Genomic DNA, 22,853 nt, shown 5'->3' on the forward strand with positions numbered 1-22,853 from the left:
GCGCTCAGCCCTTCTTCCCGGCCTTCCCGCCCTTGCCGGAGGTGGGGATCAGCGAGACCACCACCAGCACCAGCAGGAAGCCGAGCGAGCCGTACAGCCAGAGCTCGGACCCGGTCTCCTGCCATTTGCCCAGCCCCATCACGAACAGCACCAGCCCGGCGAAGAACGCCACCGCCCCCATGCCCCAGTCCCCTCACCGAGTCCACTCCCCCGGTGAGATTATCTGCAAGGCCTGGGCTCCAAGACCATGCCGTCCGACAGCGTCGTACGGGGCACGCGGCGGGGCCGCCGAAGGCCCGCCAACGGCCCCCGGCGGCCCCGTACGGGCCCCTCGACGGGCCTCAGCGCGCCTCGGCGGACACCCGCAGCGTCCCGTCCGGCCCGGCCAGCAGCACGGGCGTCCCGGCCCCGCCCAGGTCCCGTACGGCCGCCAGGTCCGTCTCGGCCGGCTGCTCCGCCTCGCTCACCACGGCCGCCGCCTCCAGCGACCGGGCACCGCTGGCCACCGCCATCGCCACCGCCGTCTGCAGGGCGCTCAGCCGCAGCGACTCCAGCGCGACCGTCCCGGCCACGTAGGTGCGCCCGGTCTCGTCACGCACCGCGGCCCCCTCGGCCACGCCGTTGCGGGCGCGGACCGAGCGGGCCAGGGTGATGATCTTCTTGTCTTCGGGGTCGAGCTCGACGATGTCACTCATGCCGCCGAGCATAGGCACCCGGCGCCGTTCAGTGGCCGACCGGGTGGGTGGGCCCCGGGTTCGGCTTGAGGACCTTGACGAAGGTCTTCGCGGCGCCGCTCGGCCGAGCCTCCTCGCGCTCGATCCGCTGCCGCCAGTACGGGTTGTCGTGCGGCAGGTGGCCGCTCACCCGGCCGTACATGCCGAAGGTCGTCAGGACGATGCCGAAGACGAACGCGAACAGCACGTTCGACATCCGGAAGTTGAGGATGTTGGCGTCCGGCCGCCCGAGCACCGTCAGGCCGTAGAAGCCCGACAGGACGAACAGCACGCCCACCGCCATGTTGAGGTTGGACGCGAAGTTCCCGCCGACCACCGCCCCCAGCACCAGGACCGCGCCCGCCACGATGGACAGGATGCTCAGCGCCCCGTTGGTCGACAGCCCGGCGATCCGGTCGCCGTGGGTGGCCAGGAAGCCCGGCTCGCCGGCCAGCCCCAGACACCCGAACACGATCAGGAAGACCCCCCCGAGCCCCGCCCCGACCCGCCACACCATGGCGAGCCGACGGTCGACGGTGGGCAGTTCGTCTTGCAGCTTCATGGCGACCTCCAGAGCTCGGCCATGGTCCAGCCGGGTGCCTAGCTGTAGGGATGGCTCCCCTGCATGTGCGGCACCTCGTGCATGTAGAGCGAGCCGCACTGCTGGCAGCAGCGCAACCCGGTGCCCCACTCCTCCTCGGGCCGCGTCTCGGCGTCGTCGGACATGGTCCGGCCGCAGAGCGCCACCGACAGGTCCTCGTCCCGCACCACGTGCCAGGACTTGACTCCGCCGGCCGCCCCCTGCGGGCCGTACTCCGCGCGAAGTTTGTGCGTCATGCCCTCCATGGTCGCTCGGCGACCGCCCACCCGCTACTCGCCCGCCGGCTCCTCGGCGTCCTCGGTGCGGCGGACGGGGGCGGCGACCATCGAGCCGATCCGGTTGCGGCGGCCCGCCGAGGACTCGGCGGTCAGCAGGATGCCGGACAGGCCGCCCTCCACCGGGTCGGGCAGCGGGATCTCGCAGGAGGAGCCGGGGATCGGCACCCGGCCCAGGTGCTTGGCCAGCAGGCCGCCGACGGTCTCGACGTCCTCGTCCTCCAGCTCGATGCCGAACAGCTCGCCCAGGTCCTCCACCAGCAGCCGGGCGGTGATCCGGTACGAGCCGTCCCCGAGGTCCTCCACCGGGGCGATCTCCCGGTCGTACTCGTCGGTGATCTCGCCGACGATCTCCTCCAGGACGTCCTCGATGGTGACCAGGCCGGCCGTGCCGCCGTACTCGTCGATCACGATCGCCACGTGCGAACGGCGCTGCTGCATCTCGCGCAGCAGGTCGCCGGCCGGCTTGGAGTCCGGGACGAAGACGGCCGGCCGTATCACCGCGCCGACCTCCTCGGACTCCGCCTCCCGGTTGATGTGGGTGCGCCGCACCAGGTCCTTGAGGTAGACGATGCCGACCACGTCGTCCTCGTTGTCGCCGACCACCGGGATCCGCGAGAAGCCCGAGCGCAGCGCCAGGGTCAGCGCCTGCCGGACGGTCTTGTGCCGCTCGATCATCACCAGGTCGGTGCGCGGCACCATCACCTCGCGCACGATGGTGTCGCCCAGCTCGAAGACCGAGTGCACCATCCGGCGCTCCTCGTCCTCGATCAGGTCGTCCTTCTCGGCGAGGTCCACCAGGGCCCGCAGCTCCGCCTCCGAGGCGAACGGACCCTCCCGGTAGCCCTTGCCCGGGGTCAGCGCGTTGCCGAGCAGGATCAGCAGCCGCGGGATCGGGCCCAGCACCGCGGCCAGCGGCAGCAGCACGAAGGAGGCCGCCGTCGCGGTGGTGAGCGGGTGCTGGCGCCCGATCGTGCGCGGCGAGACCCCCACCGCGACGAAGGACACCAGCACCATCACGCCGAACGCCAGCAGGACGGCCTGCCAGGTGGGCGTCACGTTGCGCACGCACACCACGGTGACCAGGACCGCCGCCGCCATCTCGCTGGCCACCCGGATCAGGGTGGCCAGGTTGAGGTAGCGGATCGGGTCGGAGGCGACGGTCAGCAGCCGCGCGGAGCCGCGCCGACCGCTGCGCACCGCCTCCTCCGCCCGGAACCGGGAGACCCGGGAGATGCCCGCCTCGGCGCACGCGGCCAGCCAGCCGAGCACGACCAGCAGCACGGCACCGAGGATGAAGCTCGTACTCTCACCACTCACAGGGGTTCGGGCTCCGCGCTCAGTGGGTGGTGGGGGCCGGGGAGATGCCGCCGAGGCCCCGGCCCGTCCGCCAGTCGTCCAGGATGCGCTTCTGGAGGGCGAACATCTCCTCCTCTTCCTCCGGCTCCTCGTGGTCGTAGCCGAGGACGTGCAGCACGCCGTGCACGGTGAGCAGTTGCAGCTCCTCGTCCATCGAGTGCTTGGAGGGGGCCGCCAGGCCCTGCTGCTCGGCGACCTCGGGGCAGAGCACGATGTCGCCGAGCAGGCCCTGCGGCAGCTCGTCGCCCTCCTTGCCGGGACGCAGCTCGTCCATCGGGAACGACATCACGTCGGTCGGGCCGGGCAGGTCCATCCACTGGATGTGCAGCTCCTCCATCGCCGCACTGTCCACCAGGATCACGGACAGTTCGGACTGCGGGTGGATCCGCATCTTGTCCAGTGCGAAGCGGGCGACGTCGAGGATGGCTTCCTCGTCGGCCTCCCAACCGGACTCGTTGGCGATGTCGATCGACATGACGGGCTGTGTGCTCAGCTTTCGGTGCGATGGGACTGGCGGGGTGCGCGGGGCGCCGTGGCCTTGCCGGGGCGCCGCTGGGCGGGCTTGCGGTCCGCCGGGGCGGCCTCCTCCGCCTCCTGGCGGGCGTCCCAGCGCTCGTAGGCGTCCACGATCCGGCCGACCAGCTTGTGGCGGACCACGTCGGTGCTGGTGAGGACGGAGAAGTGGATGTCGGGCACGTCGGCCAGGATGTCCTGGACGACCTTGAGACCGCTGCGGGTGCCGCCCGGGAGGTCGATCTGGCTGGTGTCGCCGGTGACCACCACCCGGGAGTTGAACCCGAGGCGGGTGAGGAACATCTTCATCTGCTCGGGCGAGGTGTTCTGGGCCTCGTCGAGGATGATGAAGGCGTCGTTGAGGGTGCGGCCGCGCATGTACGCGAGCGGGGCGACCTCGATGGTGCCGGCCGCCATCAGGCGCGGGATGGAGTCCGGGTCCATCATGTCGTGCAGCGCGTCGTACAGCGGGCGCAGGTACGGGTCGATCTTCTCGTAGAGGGTGCCGGGCAGGAAGCCCAGCCGCTCCCCCGCCTCGACCGCCGGGCGGGTCAGGATGATCCGGTTGACCTCCTTGGCCTGGAGGGCCTGGACGGCCTTGGCCATCGCCAGGTAGGTCTTGCCGGTGCCCGCCGGGCCTAGGCCGAAGACGATCGTGTGCTTGTCGATCGCGTCGACGTAGCGCTGCTGGTTGAGGGTCTTCGGGCGGATCGTCCGGCCCCGGTTGGACAGGATGTTCGCGGTGAACACCTGCGACGGCGCCGGGCTGTCCGGGTCCTGGCTGCGGATCATGGCGATGGAGCGCTCCACGGAGTCCTCCGTCAGCGGCTGGCCGGTGCGCAGCACCAGCATCATCTCGGTGAAGAGCCGCTGCACGAGGGCGACCTCGGCCCGGTCCCCGGTGGCGGTCACCTCGTTGCCGCGGACGTGGATGTCCGCGGCGGGGAAGCCCTGCTCGATCACGCGCAGCAGCGAGTCCGCGGTGCCGAGCAGGGTGACCATCGGGTGCTTCTCGGGGATCACGATCCGGGCGCTCACACGGCCGTCGTCGGTCGTTTCGGGGCGCGACTGTCCGTTGGTACGGGTCTGCGATGTGTCACTCATAGGTCGGCGCTGGGGCCTGCCTCATCCCATCCGTGGTCTCGGGTGCCGCTGGGTGTCTCCGGGGCACCAGGGTACGCCGCGAGCGTGATCGCCGTGGCGGGCGGCGGGGCCGCACCCGACGATGCTCCGGCAGATCGCAGGCCGGCGCGAGCCCATTTTTTTCACCGGGGACACTGCCGGGACTCTCCCGTGCCGCTCCGGTTCCCCGGGCCGGTCACGACGGGCGGCGGGCCGGCACCGGTACCCGGTCGAGGTCGGCGGCCAGCACCAGCTCCCCGTCGAAGTGCTTGCGGGCGTCGGCCAGGTGCTGGCCGAGGTCCGGGTAGCGCTGCGAGAAGTGGGTCAGCACCAGGGTGCGCACCCCGGCCTCGGCGGCGGCCTTGGCGGCCTGCCCGGCGGTGAGGTGGCCGTGCTCCTCGGCGAGCCGGGCGTCGGCGTCGGTGAAGGTCGCCTCGACGACCAGCAGGTCGGCGCCCTCGGCGAGCGCGTACACGCCCTCGCACAGCCGGGTGTCCATCACGAAGGCGAACTTCTGGCCCGGCCGCGGCTCGCTGACCTCGGCCAGGGTGACGGTACGGCCGTCCACCTCGATCGCGCCCTCGTGCTGGAGCCGGCCCACCGCCGGGCCGCGCACGCCGAGGGCGGCCAGCCGCTCCGGCACCAGCCGCCGACCGTCCGGCTCGGAGAGCCGGTAGCCGAAGGACTCCACCGGGTGGTCCAGCCGGACGGCGTCCAGCGCGAAGCGGGCGCCGGGCGCGGGCAGCGGTCCGGGCTCGTCGATCGGCCGGGGCCGCAGCACGGCCGTCTCGTGGTAGGCGGTGGAGTGCCGCAGCCGCTCGAAGTAGACCTCGCCGGAGGCCGGGAAGTAGACGTCGACCGGGTGCGGGACCCGGTCGAGGTTGATCCGCTGGATCACCCCGGCGAGGCCCAGGCAGTGGTCCCCGTGGAAGTGGGTGACCGCGATCCTGGTGATCTGGGTGGCCGTCACCCCGGCGTGCAGCATCTGGCGCTGGGTGCCCTCGCCGGGGTCGAACAGCAGGCCCTCGCCGTCCCAGCGCAGCAGGTAGCCGTTGTGGTTGCGGTGCCGGGTGGGCACCTGGCTGGCGGTGCCGAGGACGACGAGTTCGCGCTGGGACACCTGCGGTCAGACCATGCGCTCGGTCATCGACATGCCGCCGAGCACGTGGACGTGCGCGTGGAAGACGGTCTGCCCCGCGCCGGCACCGGTGTTGAAGATCAGCCGGTAGTCCTCGATGCCCTCGTCCGCGGCCACCGCGCCCGCCTCGGCGAGCAGTTCGCCGGCGGTCTCCGGCTCGGCGGCGGCCAGCGCGGCCGCGTTCGGGTAGTGCGCGTGCGGGATCACCAGCACGTGCACGGGAGCCTTGGGGGCGATGTCGCGGAAGGCGAGGGTGCGCTCGGTCTTGCGCACCACGGTCGCCGGGATCTCGCCCGCCACGATCTTGCAGAACAGGCAGTCGGGCTGCGGCTCGCCGGCCATGGCTCTCTCCTCGGGATCGGTGTGTCGGGTGGTGGGGCCGTACGGGCGCAGCCTAGCCGAGCCGGGCGACGGCCTGCTGGCGCTTCCGGCGCCCCGGGGCCGCACCCGCGGGGCGGGACGCCGGACCGGCCGGCGTCCCGCCCCGGAGCCGCTACGCCCAGGGCAGCGGCGGCGCGGTACGCGCCGGGGCCCCGGCGAGCTTCGCCAGGGCGAGCCGGACGCCCTCGGACAGCTGCGGGTCCTCGCCGGCCGCCCAGTGGTGCGGGGCGAACGGCACCTCGACGTCCGGGTCGACGCCGTGGTTCTCCAGGCCCCAGCCGTACTTCTCCAGCCACAGCGCGTACTTGGGCTGGGTGACGAGGGTGCCGTCGACCAACCGGTAGCGGCTGTCGATGCCGATCACCCCGCCCCAGGTGCGGGTGCCGACCACCGGGCCGATGCCGAGCACCTGGATGGCGGCGCTGACCACGTCGCCGTCCGAGCCGGTGAACTCGTCGGCGAGCGCGACCACCGGGCCGCGCGGGGCGTCCGCCGGGTAGGGCACCGGGTGGTCGGTGTCCCGGATGACGTCCCAGCCGATGATCCGGCGGGCCAGCTTCTCGATCACCAGCTGCGAGGTGTGGCCGCCCCGGTTCCCCCGGACGTCGACGACCAGGCCCTCCCGGGCCATCTCGGTGCTCAGGTCGCGGTGCAGCTGGGCCCAGCCGGCCGTCTGCATGTCGGGGATGTGCAGGTAGCCCAGCCGCCCGCCGGACAGCTCGCGCACCGCGGCCCGCCGCCCGGCCACCCAGTCGTGGTAGCGCAGCGCCTCCTCGTCGGCGAGCGGGACGACCACCGGGTGGCGCCGGTCGGTGCCGTCCTTCCCGGCCACCGTCAGCTCGACCGGCTGCCCGGCGGTGCCGGCCAGCAGCGGGGCCGGGCCGGTGACCGGGTCCACCGGGCGGCCGTTGACGGCGAGCACCGCGTCGCCCGGGCGGATCGCCGCGCCGGGCGCGGCCAGCGGCGAGCGGGCCCTGGGGTCGGAGGACTCCCCGGGCAGGATCCGGCCGATCCGCCAGTGCCCGCCGTCCCGGACGAGGTCGGCGCCGAGCAGGCCCTGGCGCCGGGCGGGCTCGGTGTACCGGCCGTACGGCATCACGTAGGCGTGCGAGGTGCCGAGTTCGCCGTGCACCTCCCAGAGCAGGTCGACCAGTTCGTCGTGCGAGCCGACCCGCTCGACCAGCGGCCGGTAGCGCTCCAGCACCCCGTCCCAGTCGACGCCGGAGAGGTCGGGGCGCCAGAAGTTGTCCCGCATCAGCCGGCCGTTCTCGGCGTACATCTGCCGCCACTCGGCGGCCGGGTCGACGGTGATCCGCAGCCGGGCGAGGTCGACGGCGGCCTCCTCGTCGTCGCCGCCCTTGTGGTCCGCCGGGACGACCCTCAGCTCGCCCTGGTCCAGCACGGCGACCCGGGTGCCGTCCGCGCTGACCGAGAAGTCGTCCACGCCGTGCACCAGCTGCTCGACCCGGCGCTTGCGCAGGTCGAAGCGCTCCAGCACCGGACGGGGCCGGTCGTCGTCCAACGAGGCGGCCTCGTCGCCGAGTTCGCCCGTCAGCGGGGCCCTGGTCCAGAGCACGCCGTCCTTCGCGGCGGCCAGCTCCTCGAAGCGGCCGCCCTCGACCGGGAAGGGGATGATCCGGTCGGCGATGCCGTCCAGGTCCACCCTGGTCACCGGCGCGGCGTCGGCGGCCGCCGCCTCGCCGTCCGCCTTCCGGGCCTTCGGCTCGTCCTCCTCCCCGCCGAGCGGGCGCCCGGCCCGCTGCGGCCCGAACGGGGAGGGCGTGTCGGCGGCCAGCGTGACCAGGTAGGGGCGGCAGCCGTTCGGGAAGGACAGGTCGAACACGTGCGCGTCGTAGACCGGGTCGAAGTTGCGCACCGACAGGAAGGCCAGGTAGCGGCCGTCCGCGGTGAAGGAGGGCGAGGTGTCCACGAAGCGCGGCTGGGTGACCTCGCCGACCGTCCGGGTCGCCAGGTCGGCCAGCACGATCTGGCGCAGCGAGTGCGGGCCCATCCCGCGCACCGGGCGCGACCAGGCCAGCCAGGCCGAGTCCGGGCTGAAGGCCGGGGTGCCGGGCTCGCCGTCGGCGCTGCGGTCCAGCTCGTGCACGGCGCCGTCGGCGAGCGTCACCAGCAGCACCCGGCCGTCGTGCGCGCCGAGCGCGGCCTGCTTGCCGTCCGGGGAGACCGTCAGCGCGTTGACCCGGCCGAGCCGCCCCGCGGCCAGCCGGCGGCGCTCGGCACCGTGCAGGTCGGGGGCGAACTCCAGGGCGTCCCCGCCCTCGGCGTCGGACACCCAGAGCACGCCCTGGGCGCCGTCCTCGCCGGGCACCACCCGGGCCAGCCGCCCGCGCACGCCCGGGGTCTCGTCCAGCACCCGGGCCGGGCCCTCGCGGTGGGTCAGCCAGTGCACACCGCCGCGCACCACCACGGCGCTGCCCCGGCCGGTGCGGTCGGGGGCGACGGAGTCCAGCCAGTGCGCGGCGGGCACCGGGCGGGGGCGGCGCCCGGCCCGCGGGCCGGCCAGCCGGACGTCCAGCCGGCGCGGCTCGGCACCCGCCAGGTCGTCCAGCAGCCAGAGGTCCCCGGCCCGGTGGAAGACCACCCGGGTGCCGTCGGTGCCGGCGCCCCGGGCGTAGAAGCCGTCCGGGTCGGTGCTGTGGCGGCGCAGGTCGGTGCCGTCCGGGCGGCTGGACCACAGCTCGCCGACGCCCTCGTGGTCGGACAGGAAGGCGATCCGGTCCCCGACCCACAGCGGGGAGTCCAGCTGCCCGTCCAGCTCCGCGTGGACCCGGGCGAACTCCTCCCGGCCGAGCCACAGCTTTCCGGCCCGCCCGCCCCGGTACCGCTTCCACCAGGCCGGATCGCGGCCGTTGACACTGCTCAGCAGCACCCGGTCACCACCCGGCTCGAAGGCGAGCCCGCCGACCGGCCCGTACGGCAGCCGCTGCGGCTCGCCGCCGTCCAGCGGCACGGCGTGCGCCCAGGTGCGGCGCAAGCTGGCCTCGCCGGCCCCGGTGGCGGCGATCGGACGGCCGTCGGCGGTCCAGCCCAGCACCCGGGTCTGGTGGCTGCCCCAGTGGGTGAGCCGGCGCGAGGGGCCGCCGTCCACCGGCACCACGTGCACCTCGGGGGCGCCGTCCCGGGTGGAGGTGAAGGCGAGGTGCCGCCCGTCCGGGGAGAACCTCGGGTGGTGGACCGGCAGGTGGTCCGCCGTCAGCCGCCAGGCCCGGCCGCCGTCCAGCGGGGCGAGCCAGAGGTCGTCCTCGGCGACGAAGGCGAGCAGGTCGCCGTGCAGGTGGGGATGGCGAAGGTAGGCGCCCGCCGAGGAGTTCGGGGAGGTGCTCTGGGAGTCCGTCACCCGGCCAGCCTAGGCAGGTACACGGACCGTCCGCGCCGTTTTTCCCAGACTCCCGGCACCGTCCGCGGGCGGCCGTGCCGCGGTCGCCGCCGGGGTGTACGGGGGCGCGCCGAGGGGCGCGCCGACGGCCTGCCGGGGGTGCGCCCGGGGTACTACGACCAGCGGCCGGTGCGCCCGAGCAGCAGCGCGCCGGCGGCCACCCCGGCGGTGGAGGTGCGCAGCACCGAGGGGCCCAGCCGGTACGGCCCGGCGCCCGCCCCGGCGAAGGCCGCCAGCTCCTCCGGGGAGACCCCGCCCTCCGGGCCGACCACCAGGACGATGTCCCCGCCCTCCGGCAGCACGGCGTGCGCCAGCGGTTCGGCGCCCTCCTCGTGCAGCACGGCGGCGAACGCGGCCCCCGCCAGGACGGGCGCCAGCTGCCGGGTGGTCATCGGCTCGCGGACCTCGGGGAAGCGCAGCCGGCGGGACTGCTTGCCCGCCTCCCGCGCGGTGGCCCGCCACTTGGCGAGCGCCTTGGCGCCGCGCTCGCCCTTCCACTGGGTGATGCAGCGCGAGGCGGCCCACGGGATCACCACGTCCACGCCGACCTCGGTCATGGTCTCCACGGCCAGCTCGCCGCGGTCGCCCTTGGGCAGCGCCTGGACGACGACGATCCGCGGCGCGGGCTCCGGCTCGCGGCGCACGGCGGCGACCCGCACGTCGATCGCGTCCTTGCCGAGCACCTCGGCGACCGTGCCGTCCACGCCGAGCCCCTGCCCGTCGGCCAGGGTCACCGCCTCGCCCGGCTCCAGCCGCTTCACCGCGGCCGCGTGCCGCCCCTCCGGGCCGTCCAGGCGCACCACGGCCCCGGGCGCGGCGGCGGCGATCCGCTCGGTCTCGACGACGAAGACGGGCGCGGTCATGACGGGGAACCTCTTTCGTGCGGAAGTGGGACGGACACGCGAAAGGGGTGCCGGGGTCATTGCCCCCCGGCACCCCTCCGCGGACGGCTACCGGCCGTTGAAGGCGTCCTTCAGCCGGGAGAAGAGGCCCTGCTGGCCCGGCGCGAACTGGCCGGACGGCCGCTCCTCGCCGCGCAGCACCGCGAGGCGGCGCAGCAGCTCCTCCTGCTCGGGGTCGAGCTTGCTGGGCGTCTTCACCTCGACGTGCACTATCAGGTCGCCACGGCCGCCGCCGCGCAGGTGGGTGATGCCCCGGCCGTGCAGCGGGATCGACTGGCCGGACTGGGTGCCGGGCCGGATGTCGACCTCCTCCAGGCCGTCCAGGGTCTGCAGCGGCACCTGGGTGCCGAGCGCGGCCGCCGTCATCGGGATGGTGACGGTGCAGTGCAGGTCGTCCCCGCGCCGCTGGAAGATCGTGTGGGTGGTCTCGGCGATCTCGACGTACAGGTCGCCGGCCGGGCCGCCGCCGGGGCCGACCTCGCCCTCGCCGGCCAGCTGGATCCGGGTGCCGTTGTCGACACCGGCCGGGATCTTGACGGTCAGCGTGCGGCGGGCGCGCACCCGGCCGTCGCCGGCGCACTCCGGGCACGGGGTCGGCACGACGGTGCCGAAGCCCTGGCACTGCGGGCAGGGGCGGGAGGTCATGACCTGGCCCAGGAAGGACCGGGTGACCTGGGAGACCTCGCCCTTGCCGCGGCACATGTCACAGGTCTGCGCCGAGGTGCCGGGGGCCGCGCCCTCGCCGCTGCACGTGGTGCAGGTGACGGCGGTGTCGACCTGGAGCTCCTTGGTGGTGCCGAAAGCAGCCTCCTCCAGGGTGATCTCCAGCCGGATCATGGCGTCCTGGCCCCGGCGGGTGCGCGAGCGCGGGCCGCGCTGGCCGGCCGCGGCGCCGAAGAAGGCGTCCATGATGTCGGAGAAGCCGAAGCCCGCCGCGCCGGCACCGAAGCCGCCCGCGCCGCCGCCCGGGGACAGCGGGTCCCCGCCGAGGTCGTAGACCTGGCGCTTCTGCGGATCGGAGAGCACCTCGTAAGCGGCGTTGATCTCCTTGAACCGCTCCTGCGTCTTCGGGTCCGGGTTGACGTCCGGGTGCAGTTCGCGCGCCAGGCGCCGGAACGCCTTCTTGATCTCGTCCTGCCCCGCATCCCGTCGGACGCCGAGTACCGCGTAGTAGTCCGTGGCCACCAAATGCTCCGCTTGTTCCGCCTGTAGTAGTGCTGCGACTGGTCACCGCCGTCGGATTTCCGACGGCGGCCTTTGCTAGGACTCGGCCAGGATCTGGCCCACGTACCGCGCCACCGCTCGCACCGCCCCCATTGTGCCCGGGTAGTCCATCCGGGTCGGACCGATCACACCCAGTTTCGCCACGCTCTCGTCGCCCGAACCGTAGCCGACCGAGACGATGGACGTGGAAGTCAGCCCCTCGTAGGTGTTCTCCCGCCCGATCCGGACCGTCATCGCGGCGTCCGCGGTCTCACCCAGGAGGCGGAGCAGGACGACCTGCTCCTCCAGGGCCTCCAGCACCGGCTGGATGCTGAGCGGGAAGTCGTGCCCGAAGCGGGTCAGGTTGGCCGTGCCGGCCAGCATGATCCGCTCCTCGTTCTGCTCGGCGAGCGTCTCGAACAGGGTCGCCAGGACCGTGCTGACGGTCGGCCGCTCGGCCGGTTCGAACTGCGCCGGCAGCTCCTCCAGCAGCCCCGGGACCTCCGGGAGGCGCCGGCCGGCGGCCCTCGCGTTGATCCGGGCCCGCAGGTCCGCCAGCACCGTCTCGCCGACCGGGCCCGGGCAGTCGACCATCCGCTGCTCGACCCGGCCGGTGTTGGTGATCAGCACCAGCATCACCTTGGCCGGGGCCAGCGCCACCAGCTCGATGTGCCGGACGGTGGAGCGCGTCAGCGAGGGGTACTGCACCACCGCGACCTGCCGGGTCAGCTGGGCGAGCAGCCGCACGGTGCGCGCGACCACGTCGTCCAGGTCGACCGCGCCGTCCAGGAAGTGCCGGATGGCCCGGCGCTCGGGGGCGCTCATCGGCTTGATCTCGGCGAGCTTGTCGACGAAGAGGCGGTACCCCTTGTCGGTCGGGATGCGGCCGGCGCTGGTGTGCGGCTGGTGGATGTAGCCCTCCTCCTCCAGCGCCGCCATGTCGTTGCGGACGGTCGCCGGCGAGACCCCGAGGTTGTGCCGTTCCACCAGGGCCTTGGAGCCGACCGGCTCCTCGGTGCCCACGTAGTCCTGCACGATCGCGCGGAGCACGGCGAGCTTGCGTTCGTCCAGCTGGCGGACCTCACCGGCCATGGGGCACGCACCTCCGTCTTCGCACGTTGTCCGACTGTGTCCCTTGCTGCTGCGGGCCGCTCCGAAGACCCTTGCCCTGGCACTCTGAACACGCGAGTGCCAAAACCGTACCTGCCAGTGTAAGGCCCGGGTCCTACGGCAGGAACGGCCGGACCGGGGTGATCCTCCCCGCAGTTCCGCTCACGGCCCGCGGGGCCCCGGCGGTTCGATCCTCCCGGCGCCGGGGTGGTGCCGAGAGGCCGTCCGGGTGGCAGCATCGAAAGCGACGGCGAATGGAGGAGCAAGCGATGTCGAGCTCGGGCCAGCACACCCGTTTCGCGCCGGACCGCGGCCTGACCGGCCGCATGGTCGCGACGATGTTCGTGATCGGGCTGCTGTACGTCGGTTTCACCGGCCTGCTGATCGCGCTGCTGCGCGGCGCCTGGCCACTGATCGTCCTGATCTCCGGCGGGCTGTTCGTGGCCCAGTTCTGGTTCAGCGACAAGATCACCGAACGGGCGATGGGCGCCCGCCAGGTGTCCCCGGAGCAGTTCCCCCAGCTGCACGGCACCATCGACCGGCTCTGCGCCCTGGCCGACATGCCCAAACCCCGCGTGGCGGTCGCCGACAACGACATGCCGAACGCCTTCGCCACCGGCCGCAACCCGCAGAACGCGGTGGTCTGCGTGACCACCGGGCTGCTGCGCCGGCTGGAGCCCGAGGAACTGGAGGGCGTCCTCGCCCACGAGCTGTCGCACGTCGCCCACCGGGACGTCGCGGTGATGACGATCGCCGGCTTCCTCGGCGTCCTCGCCGGGGCGATGACCCGGATCGCGATGTACGGCGGGTTCATGGGCGGCGGGCGCAACAACAACGACCAGAACGCGGCCGTGCTGGCGCTGATCATCCCGCTGGTGTCGGTCGTCGTCTACGCGATCAGCTTCCTGCTCACCCGGCTGCTGTCCCGCTACCGCGAACTCGCCGCCGACCGGGCCGCCGCCCAGCTCACCGGGCATCCCAGCGCCCTCGCCTCGGCGCTCACCAAGGTGACCGGGCAGATCGCGGCCATCCCCAGCAAGGACCTGCGCCAGGCCCAGCCGTACAACGCCTTCTACTTCGCCCCCGCGCTGAGCGCCCGGGAGGCCGCCTCGCAGCTGTTCTCCACCCACCCGAGCCTGGAGAAGCGGCTGGAGCAGCTGGCGAAGATCTCCGAGCAGCTCGGCCGCTGAGTCTCAGTTTTCGACCCGAGAGGACCGCCGTGGGAATCCTGGACGCCCTGTTCGGCCGCACCAAGCCCGTCAAGCCCGACCTCGACCAGCTGTTCGGCGTGCCGTCCGCCGCGCTCACCCTGGAGGCCGGGGCCGGGTTCACCCCCACCGGGCTCGGCTCGGTCTGCTTCGCGGCCGTCGAGGGCGCCGCCTTCGTCCAGGTCCAGCAGCAGGTCCGGGCGCTGCTGGACGCCGACACCGAGCGCGGCGGCGTCCCCGTGGAGGCCTCCAAGGACGGCTACGGCTATTCCTGGCTGCTCGCCCGGCACCGCCCCGAGGAACTGCCCGAACTGGTCAACGACCTGCACGCGGTCAACAGCGAACTGGAGGCGAACGGCTTCGGGCCGCAGCTGCTCTGCTCGCTCGTCGGCTTCCGCGACCCGGACGGGCGGTCGCTGGCCCTCGTCTACCTCTACAAGCGGGGGACGTTCTACCCCTTCGCCCCGATGCCCGGCGGCGGGGAGCGGCGCGACAGTCCGCTGGAACTGCAGGTCAACGCGATGCTGGGGAACGACCTGCGGCTGGAGAAGGACCTGAGCCGCTGGTTCCCGGTCTGGGGCGCGCCGGGCCTCTGACGCGCCGTCCGCCCTCCCTATGATCACCCGTATGCGCAGCCGCCAGTACGGACCCGACCTGACCCCGCCGTGGAAGAAGCAGGCCCCCGCCCCGGAGGTGCCCGCCGAGCGGGACCTGGTGGTCGAGGAGGCGGCGACCGGCTATTGCGGGGCCGTGGTGCGCTGCGAGAAGACCGCCGAAGGCTTCACCGTCACCCTGGAGGACCGGTTCGGCAAGCACCGGGTGTTCCCCCTGGTGCCGCGCGGCTTCCTGCTGGAGGGCCGGGTCGTCACCCTGGTCCGCCCGGCCGGCCCGGCCCCCGCCCGCACCCCGGGCCGCACCGCCTCCGGCTCCGTCGCCGTCCCCGGCGCCCGCGCCCGGGTCGCCCGCGAGTCCCGCATCTACGTCGAGGGCCGGCACGACGCGGAGCTGGTCGAACGGGTCTGGGGCGACGACCTGCGGATCGAGGGCGTGGTCGTCGAGTACCTGCGCGGCATCGACGACCTGCCCGCGATCGTCGCCGACTTCGCCCCCGGCCCCGGCCGCCGCCTCGGCGTCCTGGTCGACCACCTGCTCCCGGGCACGAAGGAGCACCGCATCGCCGCCCGGGTCACCGGCGACTCGGTGCTGGTCGTCGGCCACCCCTACATCGACATCTGGCAGGCCGTGAAGCCCTCCTCCGTCGGCATCCCCGCCTGGCCCGCCGTCCCTCGGGCCGAGGACTGGAAGGAGGGCACCTGCCGCCGCCTCGGCTGGCCGGTGGACACCCCCGCGGCCTGGAAGCACATCCTCTCGAAGGTCGACTCCTACAAGGACCTGGAGCCCGAACTCCTGGGCCGGGTCGAGGAACTGATCGACTTCACGGCCCTGCCGGAGTGACGGCGGGGAAAGTCGGCAGTCACCAGACTCACACCCATCGGATCCACAGGAACGGCCTCGCCGAAGAGGCTGGTCCGCTCGGAGAGGTGCGCACACGGTAAGCCCTCGGTCAGTCCACCAGGTCACGTACGACGGCGTCGGCCAGGAGGCGGCCCTGGAGGGTGAGGGTGGCGCGGCCCCGGGCGTAGGGGCCGGGGGCGAGGAGGCCGTCGGCGAGGTGGCGGTCGGCGGCCTCGCGGCCGGTGTCGGTGAGGAGGTCGAGGGGGATGCCGTCGACCAGGCGGAGCTCCAGCAGGATGCGTTCGACGCGGCGGTCCTCGTCGGCCAGCACCTCGCGGGCCAGGGCCGGGGTGCGGTGCTCGGCGAGGGCTTGGGCGTAGGCGGCGGGGTGCTTGGCGTTCCACCAGCGGACGCCGCCGACGTGGCTGTGGGCGCCGGGGCCGGCGCCCCACCAGTCGCCGCCGGTCCAGTAGAGCTCGTTGTGGCGGCAGCGGCCCTCGGGGGTGGTGGCCCAGTTGGAGACCTCGTACCAGGAGTAGCCGGCGGCGGCGAGCGCCTCCTCGGCGATCAGGTAGCGGTCGGCGTGCACGTCGTCGTCGATCATCGGCAGTTCGCCGCGCTTGACGCGGGCGGCGAGCCGGGTGCCCTCCTCGACGATCAGCGAGTACGCGGAGACGTGGTCGGGCCCGGCGCCGATGGCGGCGTCCAGGGAGGCCCGCCAGTCGTCGTCGGACTCGCCCGGGGTGCCGTAGATGAGGTCGAGGTTGACGTGTTCGAAGCCGGCCGCGCGGGCCTCGGCCACGCAGGCCTCGGGGCGGCCCGGGGTGTGGTGGCGGTCGAGCAGCTTCAGGACGTGCGGGCGGGCGCTCTGCATGCCGAAGGAGAGCCGGTTGTAGCCGCCCTCGCGCAGTTCGGCCAGGTACGCCGGGTCGACGGACTCCGGGTTGGCCTCGGTGGTGATCTCGGCGCCGTCGGCGAGCCCGAACTCCTCGCGGATCGCGGAGAGCATCTTGACCAGGTCGCGGGCGGGCAGCAGGGTCGGGGTGCCGCCGCCGAGGAAGACGGTGTGCACCGGCAGGTCGGCGGAGCCCAGCACCTTCCGGGCGTGGCGGATCTCGGCGACCACGTTGTCCGCGTAGGTCTCCTGGGAGGCGACGGCCCCGGAGGAGCGCAGCTCGGTGGCGGTGTAGGTGTTGAAGTCGCAGTAGCCGCAGCGGCTGGCGCAGTACGGCACGTGCAGGTAGAAGCCGAACGGCCGGTCGCCCAGCCCGTCGAGGGCGTGTGCGGGCAGGGAACCGTCGGACGGCACCGGATCGCCGTCGGGGAGTGCGGAGGGCATGAGCCCATTGTCCCGTACGGCCCGACCGAACCCGGCGGGCCGTACGGGGGCGGGGCCGGTCAGGCCTCGTTGGCGCCCGCGTACATGGCGGTGACCGCGTCGGCGTAGGTCCGCTCGACCACCGGGCGCTTGATCTTCAGGCTCGGGGTGAGCTCGCCGTGCTCGATGTCGAGGTCGCGCGGCAGCAGGTGGAACTTCTTGATCGTCTGCCAGCGCTGGAGGTCGCCGTTGACCCGCTTGACGAAGCCCTCGATCAGCTCGTGGACGGCCGGCTCGACGGCCAGCTCGGCGTAGGACTTCCCGGCCAGGCCGTGCTCGGCGGCCCACGGCAGCAGGACGGCCTCGTCCAGGCCGATCAGCGCGGTGCAGTAGTTGCGGCCGTTGCCGATCACCAGGATGTTGCTGACGAACGGGCAGACCGCCTTGAACTTGCCCTCGACCTCGCTGGGCGCCACGTACTTGCCGCCGGAGGTCTTGAACAGGTCCTTCTTGCGGTCGGTGATCCGCAGGAAGCCGTCCGGGCTGAGCTCGCCGATGTCCTCGGTGTGGAACCAGCCGTCCGGCTCCAGCACCTCGGCGGTCTTCTCCGGCAGGTTGTGGTAGCCGCGCATGACGCCGGGGCCGCGCAGCAGGATCTCGCCGTCCTCGGCGATCCGCACCTCGGTGCCGGGCAGCGGGCGGCCCACGGTGCCGATCCGCACGTCCTCGGCCCGGTTGACGCAGGAGCCGGCGCTGGTCTCGCTCAGGCCGTAGCCCTCCAGGATCGGCACCCCGGCGCCGATGAAGAAGTAGCCGATCTCCGGGGCGAGCGCGGCGCTGCCGGAGACCGCGCCGCGCAGCCGGCCGCCGAAGGCCGCCCGGATCTTCGCGTACACCAGCTTGTCGGCCAGCGCGTGCTGCACCCGCAGGCCGAGCGGGGCGCTCTCGGTGCCGGTGGCGATGCGGCTCTGCTGGACCGCCCGGGCGTGCTCGCGGGCGACCTTGGCCGCCCACAGGAAGATCTTGTACTTGGCGCCGCCCTCGGCCCGGGCCCGGCCCGCGATGCCGTTGTAGACCTTCTCGAAGATGCGCGGCGCGGAGGCCATGATGGTCGGCCGGATCGCCGGCAGGTTGTGGATGATCCGGTCCACCCGGCCGTCCACCGCCATCACGTGCCCGGTGGCGATCTGCCCGGAGATCAGCGTCTTGCCGAACACGTGGGACAGCGGCAGCCACATGAACTGCACGTCGTCGGGGCCCAGCAGGCCGCTGGCCTCCTGCGCCCGGCCCTCGTACGCCCAGCAGTCGTGCACCAGGCGCACGCCCTTGGGGCGGCCGGTGGTGCCGGAGGTGTAGATGAGGGTGGCCAGCTGCTCCTTGCCGAGCCCGTCGACGCCCTTCTCCACCGCGTCCGGGTGCTCCGCCAGGTACCGGGTGCCGCGCTCCTCCAGCTCGGCGAGGGTGAGCAGGTCCAGGCCGCCGGTCTCGGGGGCCTCGGCGGGCGCGTCGAAGAGGATCACGGTGCGCAGTTCGGGCAGCTGGTCGAGCTGCCCGACGGCCTTGGCCAGTTGGGCCTCGTTCTCGGCGAACAGCGCCCGGGAGCCGGAGTCGGAGAGGATGAACGCGGTCTCGTCCGCGTTGGTGCTGGGGTAGACGGTGGTGATCGCGGCGCCCGCGCACATGGCGCCGAGGTCGGCGACGATCCACTCCAGGCGGGTCGAGGAGGCCAGGGCCACCCGGTCCTCGGGCCGGATGCCGAGCGCCATCAGGCCTGCGGCCACCGCCTTGACCCGGACCGCGGTCTGCGCCCAGGTGAGCGAGCGCCACTGCTCGGCGCCGGGCGCGCCGTCGGCGGCCTGCTCGTCCACCGGCGAGGGGTAGCGGTAGGCCTCGGCGTTCGGGGTCAGGGCGACCCGCTCCAGGAACAGGTGGGCGACGGAGGCGGGGCGCCCGGCGACGAGGTCGGGCCTGCCGGAGTCGATCAGGGACTGCGCGGAACTCAACGAGGACCTCCGGTGGCGGGTGGCCGTCTGAGGGATTGTCGCGGCGTCCGTGGGGGCGGTCGCCGGGCCCCCGGTTCACCTGAGCGGTACCGGTCAGTAACAAAGGGGCAATCAGCAGCCTAGGGGGAAACCGGTCATTCCGTAAGGGGGCGGCGCCCGACGGCACGGCCCCGCGCGACCGGTGCCGCACCCCGCCGTTCGGCAAAGGCCCGGCAAACCTCCGGCTCCCGGACGCCGAATGACCTGTACGACGCTACAGAACACCGAGAATTGGGGTGCGAACCCGACCGGCGACGACAAGAGTGTGCTAGTGCTGATCAGACTGCTGAGGGCGTACCTGCGCCCGTACTCCCGACCGATCACCCTGCTGGTGCTGCTCCAGCTGGTGTCCACCCTCGCGGCGCTCTACCTGCCGACGCTCAACGCCGACATCATCGACGACGGCGTGGTCAAGGGCGACACCGGCTACATCCTGCGCGTCGGCGGGGTGATGATCGCGGTCACCGTCCTCCAGGCCCTCTGCTCCATCGGCGCGGTCTACTACGGCGCCCGCACCGCGATGGCCTTCGGCCGGGACGTCCGCGCCGCCGTCTTCGACCGGGTGCAGAGCTTCTCCGCCCGCGAGGTCGGCCAGTTCGGCGCCCCCTCGCTGATCACCCGCACCACCAACGACGTCCAGCAGGTCCAGATGCTCGCCCTGATGAGCTTCACGCTCATGGTCGCCGCGCCGATCATGTGCGTCGGCGGCATCATCATGGCGCTCAACCAGGACGTCCCGCTGTCCGGCCTGCTGCTCGCCGTCATCCCCGTGCTCGGCGTCGTCGTGGTCCTGCTGGTCCGCGCGCTGCGCCCCAGGTTCCGCAGCATGCAGGTACGGATCGACACCGTGAACCGGGTCCTGCGCGAGCAGATCACCGGCATCCGGGTCATCCGCGCCTTCGTCAAGGACGACCAGGAGCAGGCCCGCTTCGCCGACGCCAACGAGGACCTCACCCAGGTCTCCCGCCAGGTCGGCCGGCTGATGTCCATCATGTTCCCCGCCGTCATGCTGGTGGTGAACGTCTCCAGCGTCGCCGTGCTCTGGTTCGGCGCCCACCGCATCGACAGCGGCGCCATGCAGATCGGCGCGCTCACCGCGTTCCTCTCCTACCTGATGCAGATCCTGATGAGCGTCATGATGGCCACCTTCATGTTCATGATGGTGCCGCGCGCCGAGGTCTGCGCCGAGCGCATCCAGGAGGTCCTCGGCACCGACAGCAGCGTCGTCCCGCCCGCCACCCCGGTCACCGAGGTCCCGCACCGCGGCACCCTGGAACTGCGCGGCGTCGACTTCCGCTACCCCGGCGCCGAGGCCTCGGTGCTGCGCGGCATCGACCTCACCGCCGGCCCCGGCCAGACCACCGCCATCATCGGCTCCACCGGCAGCGGCAAGTCCACCCTGCTCGGCCTCGTCCCCCGGCTCTTCGACGTCACCTCCGGCCGGGTCCTGCTCGACGGCGTCGACGTCCGCGAACTCGCCCCCGCCGCGATCGCCGAGAGCGTCGGCATCGTCCCGCAGAAGCCCTACCTCTTCTCCGGCACCGTCGCCAGCAACCTCCGCTACGGCCGGCCCGACGCCACCGACGAGGAGCTCTGGCACGCCCTGGAGATCGCCCAGGCCAAGGAGTTCGTCGAGAAGCTGCCCGAAGGCCTGGACGCCCCCATCGCCCAGGGCGGCGGCAACGTCTCCGGCGGCCAGCGCCAACGCCTGGCCATCGCCCGGACCCTGGTCCGCCGGCCCTCCGTCTACCTCTTCGACGACTCCTTCTCCGCGCTCGACTACGCCACCGACGCCCGGCTCCGCAAGGCCCTCGCCCGCGAGACCTCCGACGCCACCGTCCTGATCGTCGCCCAGCGGGTGTCCACCATCCGCGACGCCGACCGGATCATCGTCCTCGACGAGGGCGCCGTCGTCGGCAGTGGAACCCACCACGAGCTGATGGCCGACAACCCGACGTACCGGGAGATCGTGCTCTCCCAGCTCACCGAGCAGGAGGCGGCGTGACCACGCCCGGCAACAAGCCCGACCTGACCAAGGGGCCCGCCCCGAGAGGCACCGCTCCCGAGGACACCCCGGTGGACGGCGCCCCGGCGAACGGCGCCCCGAAGGACGCCGCCAAGGACGCCGAACTGCCCAGCGACTCCCAGGCCGCCGCCGCCCGCCGCGGCCCGGCCGGCCCCGGCCGCTTCATGGGCGGCCAGGGCACCGAGAAGTCCATGGACTTCAAGGGCTCCGGCAAGCGCGTCCTCGGCCTGCTGCGCCCCGAACGCAACACCCTGATCGGCGTCCTGGTCCTCGGCGTGCTCGGCATCGGCTGCGCCGTCATCGGCCCCAAGATCCTCGGCGACGCCACCGACCTGATCTTCGCCGGTGTCGTCGGCGCCCGCTTCCAGACCGGGATGTCCAAGGACCAGGTCATCGACGGGCTGCGCGCCCACGGCGAGGGCGGCGTCGCCGACCTGCTCTCCTCCGTCCACTTCACCCCCGGCCAGGGCATGGACTTCGGCGCCATCGGCACCGTCCTGCTCTGGGTGCTCGGCATCTACCTCGCCTCCGCCGTCTTCGGCATCTTCCAGGGCCGGCTCGCCACCCGGGCCATCCAGGCCGCGAGCTACCGGCTGCGCCAGGACGTCGAGGCCAAGCTCGCCCGGCTGCCGCTCAGCTACTTCGACAAGCAGCCGCGCGGCGAGGTGCTCAGCCGGGTCACCAACGACATCGACAACATCGGCCAGTCCATGCAGCAGACCATGGGACAGGTCGTCAACTCGCTGCTCACCGTGGTCGGCGTGCTCGCGATGATGTTCTGGATCTCCCCGCTGCTCGCCGTGATCGCCCTGGTCTCGGTGCCCGTCTCGGTCGTCGTCGCCACCAGGGTCGGCAAGCGGGCCCAGCCGCAGTTCGTCCAGCAGTGGAAGTCCACCGGCCAACTGAACGCCCACATCGAGGAGATGTACACCGGCCACACCCTGGTCAAGGTGTTCGGGCGCCAGCACGAGTCCGCGGAGACCTTCCGGGAGCACAACGAGGCGCTCTACCACGCCAGCTTCAAGGCCCAGTTCATCTCCGGCATCATCCAGCCCGCGATGATGCTGATCGGCAACCTCCAGTACGTGCTGGTCGCCGTCGTCGGCGGTCTGCGGGTCGCCAGCGGCGCGCTGTCCATCGGTGACGTCCAGGCGTTCATCCAGTACTCGCGGCAGTTCAGCCAGCCGCTCACCCAGGTCGCCAGCATGGCCAACCTGGTGCAGTCCGGCGTCGCCTCCGCCGAGCGCGTCTTCGAGCTGCTGGACGCCCCCGAGCAGAGCGCCGAACCGGCCATGCCGGAACGGCCCGACGTGGTGCGCGGCCGGGTCGCCTTCCAGGACGTGACCTTCCGCTACGACCCCGAGAAGCCGCTCATCGACGACCTCTCGCTCAAGGTCGAGCCCGGCCAGACCGTCGCCATCGTCGGCCCCACCGGCGCCGGCAAGACCACCCTGGTCAACCTGCTGATGCGGTTCTACGAGGTCAGCTCCGGACGGATCACCCTCGACGGCGTGGACATCGCCGCGATGTCCCGCGAGGAACTGCGCTCCGGCATCGGCATGGTGCTCCAGGACACCTGGCTGTTCGGCGGCAGCATCGCCGACAACATCGCCTACGGCGCCGAGTCGGCCACCCGCGACCAGGTCGTCGAGGCCGCCAGGGCCGCCCACGTCGACCGCTTCGTGCGCACCCTGCCGGACGGCTACGACACCGTCATCGACGACGAGGGCACCAACGTCAGCGCCGGCGAGAAGCAGCTGATCACCATCGCCCGGGCGTTCCTCGCCCAGCCGTCCATCCTGGTCCTGGACGAGGCGACCAGCTCCGTCGACACCCGCACCGAGGTGCTGATCCAGCGGGCCATGGCCCGGCTGCGCACCGGCCGCACCAGCTTCGTGATCGCCCACCGGCTCTCCACCATCCGGGACGCCGACGTGATCCTGGTGATGGAGAACGGCTCGATCGTCGAGCAGGGCTCGCACGACCACCTGATCGCCGCCGACGGTGCCTACGCCCGGCTCTACCAGGCGCAGTTCGCCGAGGCCGTGGCCGAGGTGGACTGACGCTCCCCCGAAGACCGTCGGAGAACG

20 protein-coding genes are annotated in these 22,853 nt (G+C 72.9%); 5 read left to right on the top strand and 15 right to left on the bottom strand.

Translation table 11 applies throughout. The annotated features are described in order from the left end of the window. Positions 1 to 4: 4 nt before the first annotated feature. The 13 genes from ACFVXH_RS24185 to hrcA all read right to left on the bottom strand — a co-directional run bounded on the left by ACFVXH_RS24185 (position 5) and on the right by hrcA (position 12,696). Positions 5 to 181, bottom strand: a complete 177-nt coding sequence (locus tag ACFVXH_RS24185) for a hypothetical protein (RefSeq protein ID WP_158077653.1) — start codon at positions 179 to 181, stop codon at positions 5 to 7. Between the two features lie 160 nt (positions 182 to 341). Continuing rightward, complete coding sequence (locus ACFVXH_RS24190) at positions 342 to 695, bottom strand: cytidine deaminase (protein WP_049651100.1); 354 nt, start codon at positions 693 to 695, stop codon at positions 342 to 344. A gap of 28 nt (positions 696 to 723) precedes the next feature. Next, on the bottom strand, positions 724 to 1,275 hold the full coding sequence (locus ACFVXH_RS24195) for a DUF4383 domain-containing protein (RefSeq protein ID WP_387827074.1): 552 nt from the start codon (positions 1,273 to 1,275) through the stop codon (positions 724 to 726). 38 nt (positions 1,276 to 1,313) lie between these two features. Continuing rightward, positions 1,314 to 1,550 carry a hypothetical protein gene (locus ACFVXH_RS24200; RefSeq protein ID WP_063780135.1) on the bottom strand — a complete coding sequence of 79 codons (237 nt, stop codon included), beginning with the start codon at positions 1,548 to 1,550 and terminating at the stop codon, positions 1,314 to 1,316. 33 nt (positions 1,551 to 1,583) lie between these two features. After that, positions 1,584 to 2,909: a hemolysin family protein gene (locus tag ACFVXH_RS24205; RefSeq protein ID WP_049651087.1), complete on the bottom strand. Its 1,326-nt coding sequence runs from the start codon at positions 2,907 to 2,909 to the stop codon at positions 1,584 to 1,586. 19 nt (positions 2,910 to 2,928) lie between these two features. Further along, positions 2,929 to 3,423 (bottom strand): rRNA maturation RNase YbeY, encoded by a 495-nt coding sequence (gene ybeY / locus ACFVXH_RS24210; protein WP_049651086.1) that lies wholly within the window; start codon positions 3,421 to 3,423, stop codon positions 2,929 to 2,931. A gap of 14 nt (positions 3,424 to 3,437) precedes the next feature. Next, positions 3,438 to 4,463 (bottom strand): PhoH family protein, encoded by a 1,026-nt coding sequence (locus ACFVXH_RS24215; protein WP_380775337.1) that lies wholly within the window; start codon positions 4,461 to 4,463, stop codon positions 3,438 to 3,440. Between the two features lie 316 nt (positions 4,464 to 4,779). Beyond that, the gene (locus ACFVXH_RS24220; RefSeq protein ID WP_049651084.1) at positions 4,780 to 5,703 is read right to left on the bottom strand and encodes a ribonuclease Z; all 924 of its coding nucleotides are present in this window, start codon (positions 5,701 to 5,703) and stop codon (positions 4,780 to 4,782) included. A gap of 6 nt (positions 5,704 to 5,709) precedes the next feature. After that, a complete protein-coding gene (locus ACFVXH_RS24225) occupies positions 5,710 to 6,063 on the bottom strand; it encodes a histidine triad nucleotide-binding protein (protein ID WP_049651083.1) in 354 nt (117 codons plus the stop codon). A 151-nt stretch (positions 6,064 to 6,214) separates the two neighbouring features. Continuing rightward, positions 6,215 to 9,460: a PDZ domain-containing protein gene (locus ACFVXH_RS24230; protein WP_380744173.1), complete on the bottom strand. Its 3,246-nt coding sequence runs from the start codon at positions 9,458 to 9,460 to the stop codon at positions 6,215 to 6,217. 152 nt (positions 9,461 to 9,612) lie between these two features. Further along, positions 9,613 to 10,362, bottom strand: a complete 750-nt coding sequence (locus ACFVXH_RS24235) for a 16S rRNA (uracil(1498)-N(3))-methyltransferase (RefSeq protein ID WP_117487725.1) — start codon at positions 10,360 to 10,362, stop codon at positions 9,613 to 9,615. Between the two features lie 87 nt (positions 10,363 to 10,449). Further along, positions 10,450 to 11,586: a molecular chaperone DnaJ gene (gene dnaJ, locus ACFVXH_RS24240; RefSeq protein WP_049651911.1), complete on the bottom strand. Its 1,137-nt coding sequence runs from the start codon at positions 11,584 to 11,586 to the stop codon at positions 10,450 to 10,452. Positions 11,587 to 11,661: 75 nt separating this feature from the next. Further along, a complete protein-coding gene (hrcA, locus tag ACFVXH_RS24245; RefSeq protein WP_049651912.1) occupies positions 11,662 to 12,696 on the bottom strand; it encodes a heat-inducible transcriptional repressor HrcA in 1,035 nt (344 codons plus the stop codon). A 287-nt stretch (positions 12,697 to 12,983) separates the two neighbouring features. Between hrcA and htpX the strand changes: the two genes are divergently transcribed. Genes htpX through ACFVXH_RS24260 form a run of 3 tightly spaced genes read left to right on the top strand, consistent with a single transcriptional unit; the run spans position 12,984 to position 15,377 of the window. Further along, complete coding sequence (htpX, locus tag ACFVXH_RS24250; protein WP_049651913.1) at positions 12,984 to 13,904, top strand: zinc metalloprotease HtpX; 921 nt, start codon at positions 12,984 to 12,986, stop codon at positions 13,902 to 13,904. Positions 13,905 to 13,933: 29 nt separating this feature from the next. Further along, on the top strand, positions 13,934 to 14,518 hold the full coding sequence (locus ACFVXH_RS24255) for a hypothetical protein (protein ID WP_049651914.1): 585 nt from the start codon (positions 13,934 to 13,936) through the stop codon (positions 14,516 to 14,518). 31 nt (positions 14,519 to 14,549) lie between these two features. Further along, on the top strand, positions 14,550 to 15,377 hold the full coding sequence (locus ACFVXH_RS24260; RefSeq protein ID WP_387827082.1) for a DUF3097 domain-containing protein: 828 nt from the start codon (positions 14,550 to 14,552) through the stop codon (positions 15,375 to 15,377). Between the two features lie 109 nt (positions 15,378 to 15,486). Here ACFVXH_RS24260 and hemW read toward each other — a convergent pair whose 3' ends face one another. Together hemW and ACFVXH_RS24270 are read right to left on the bottom strand one after the other, a co-directional pair. Next, on the bottom strand, positions 15,487 to 16,716 hold the full coding sequence (hemW, locus tag ACFVXH_RS24265) for a radical SAM family heme chaperone HemW (RefSeq protein ID WP_387827085.1): 1,230 nt from the start codon (positions 16,714 to 16,716) through the stop codon (positions 15,487 to 15,489). 59 nt (positions 16,717 to 16,775) lie between these two features. Next, positions 16,776 to 18,698 (bottom strand): AMP-dependent synthetase/ligase, encoded by a 1,923-nt coding sequence (locus ACFVXH_RS24270; protein ID WP_387827088.1) that lies wholly within the window; start codon positions 18,696 to 18,698, stop codon positions 16,776 to 16,778. A gap of 310 nt (positions 18,699 to 19,008) precedes the next feature. On the opposite strand from ACFVXH_RS24270, the gene ACFVXH_RS24275 reads away from it, so the two are divergent. Together ACFVXH_RS24275 and ACFVXH_RS24280 are read left to right on the top strand one after the other, a co-directional pair. Continuing rightward, the gene (locus ACFVXH_RS24275; RefSeq protein WP_387827091.1) at positions 19,009 to 20,742 is read left to right on the top strand and encodes an ABC transporter ATP-binding protein; all 1,734 of its coding nucleotides are present in this window, start codon (positions 19,009 to 19,011) and stop codon (positions 20,740 to 20,742) included. A gap of 185 nt (positions 20,743 to 20,927) precedes the next feature. Beyond that, positions 20,928 to 22,826, top strand: coding sequence for an ABC transporter ATP-binding protein (locus tag ACFVXH_RS24280; protein ID WP_387827245.1), 1,899 nt, complete (start codon positions 20,928 to 20,930; stop codon positions 22,824 to 22,826). Positions 22,827 to 22,853 lie beyond the last annotated feature (27 nt).

The sequence above is a fragment of the Kitasatospora sp. NPDC058184 genome, from assembly GCF_042883725.1.
GTDB lineage: Bacteria > Actinomycetota > Actinomycetes > Streptomycetales > Streptomycetaceae > Kitasatospora.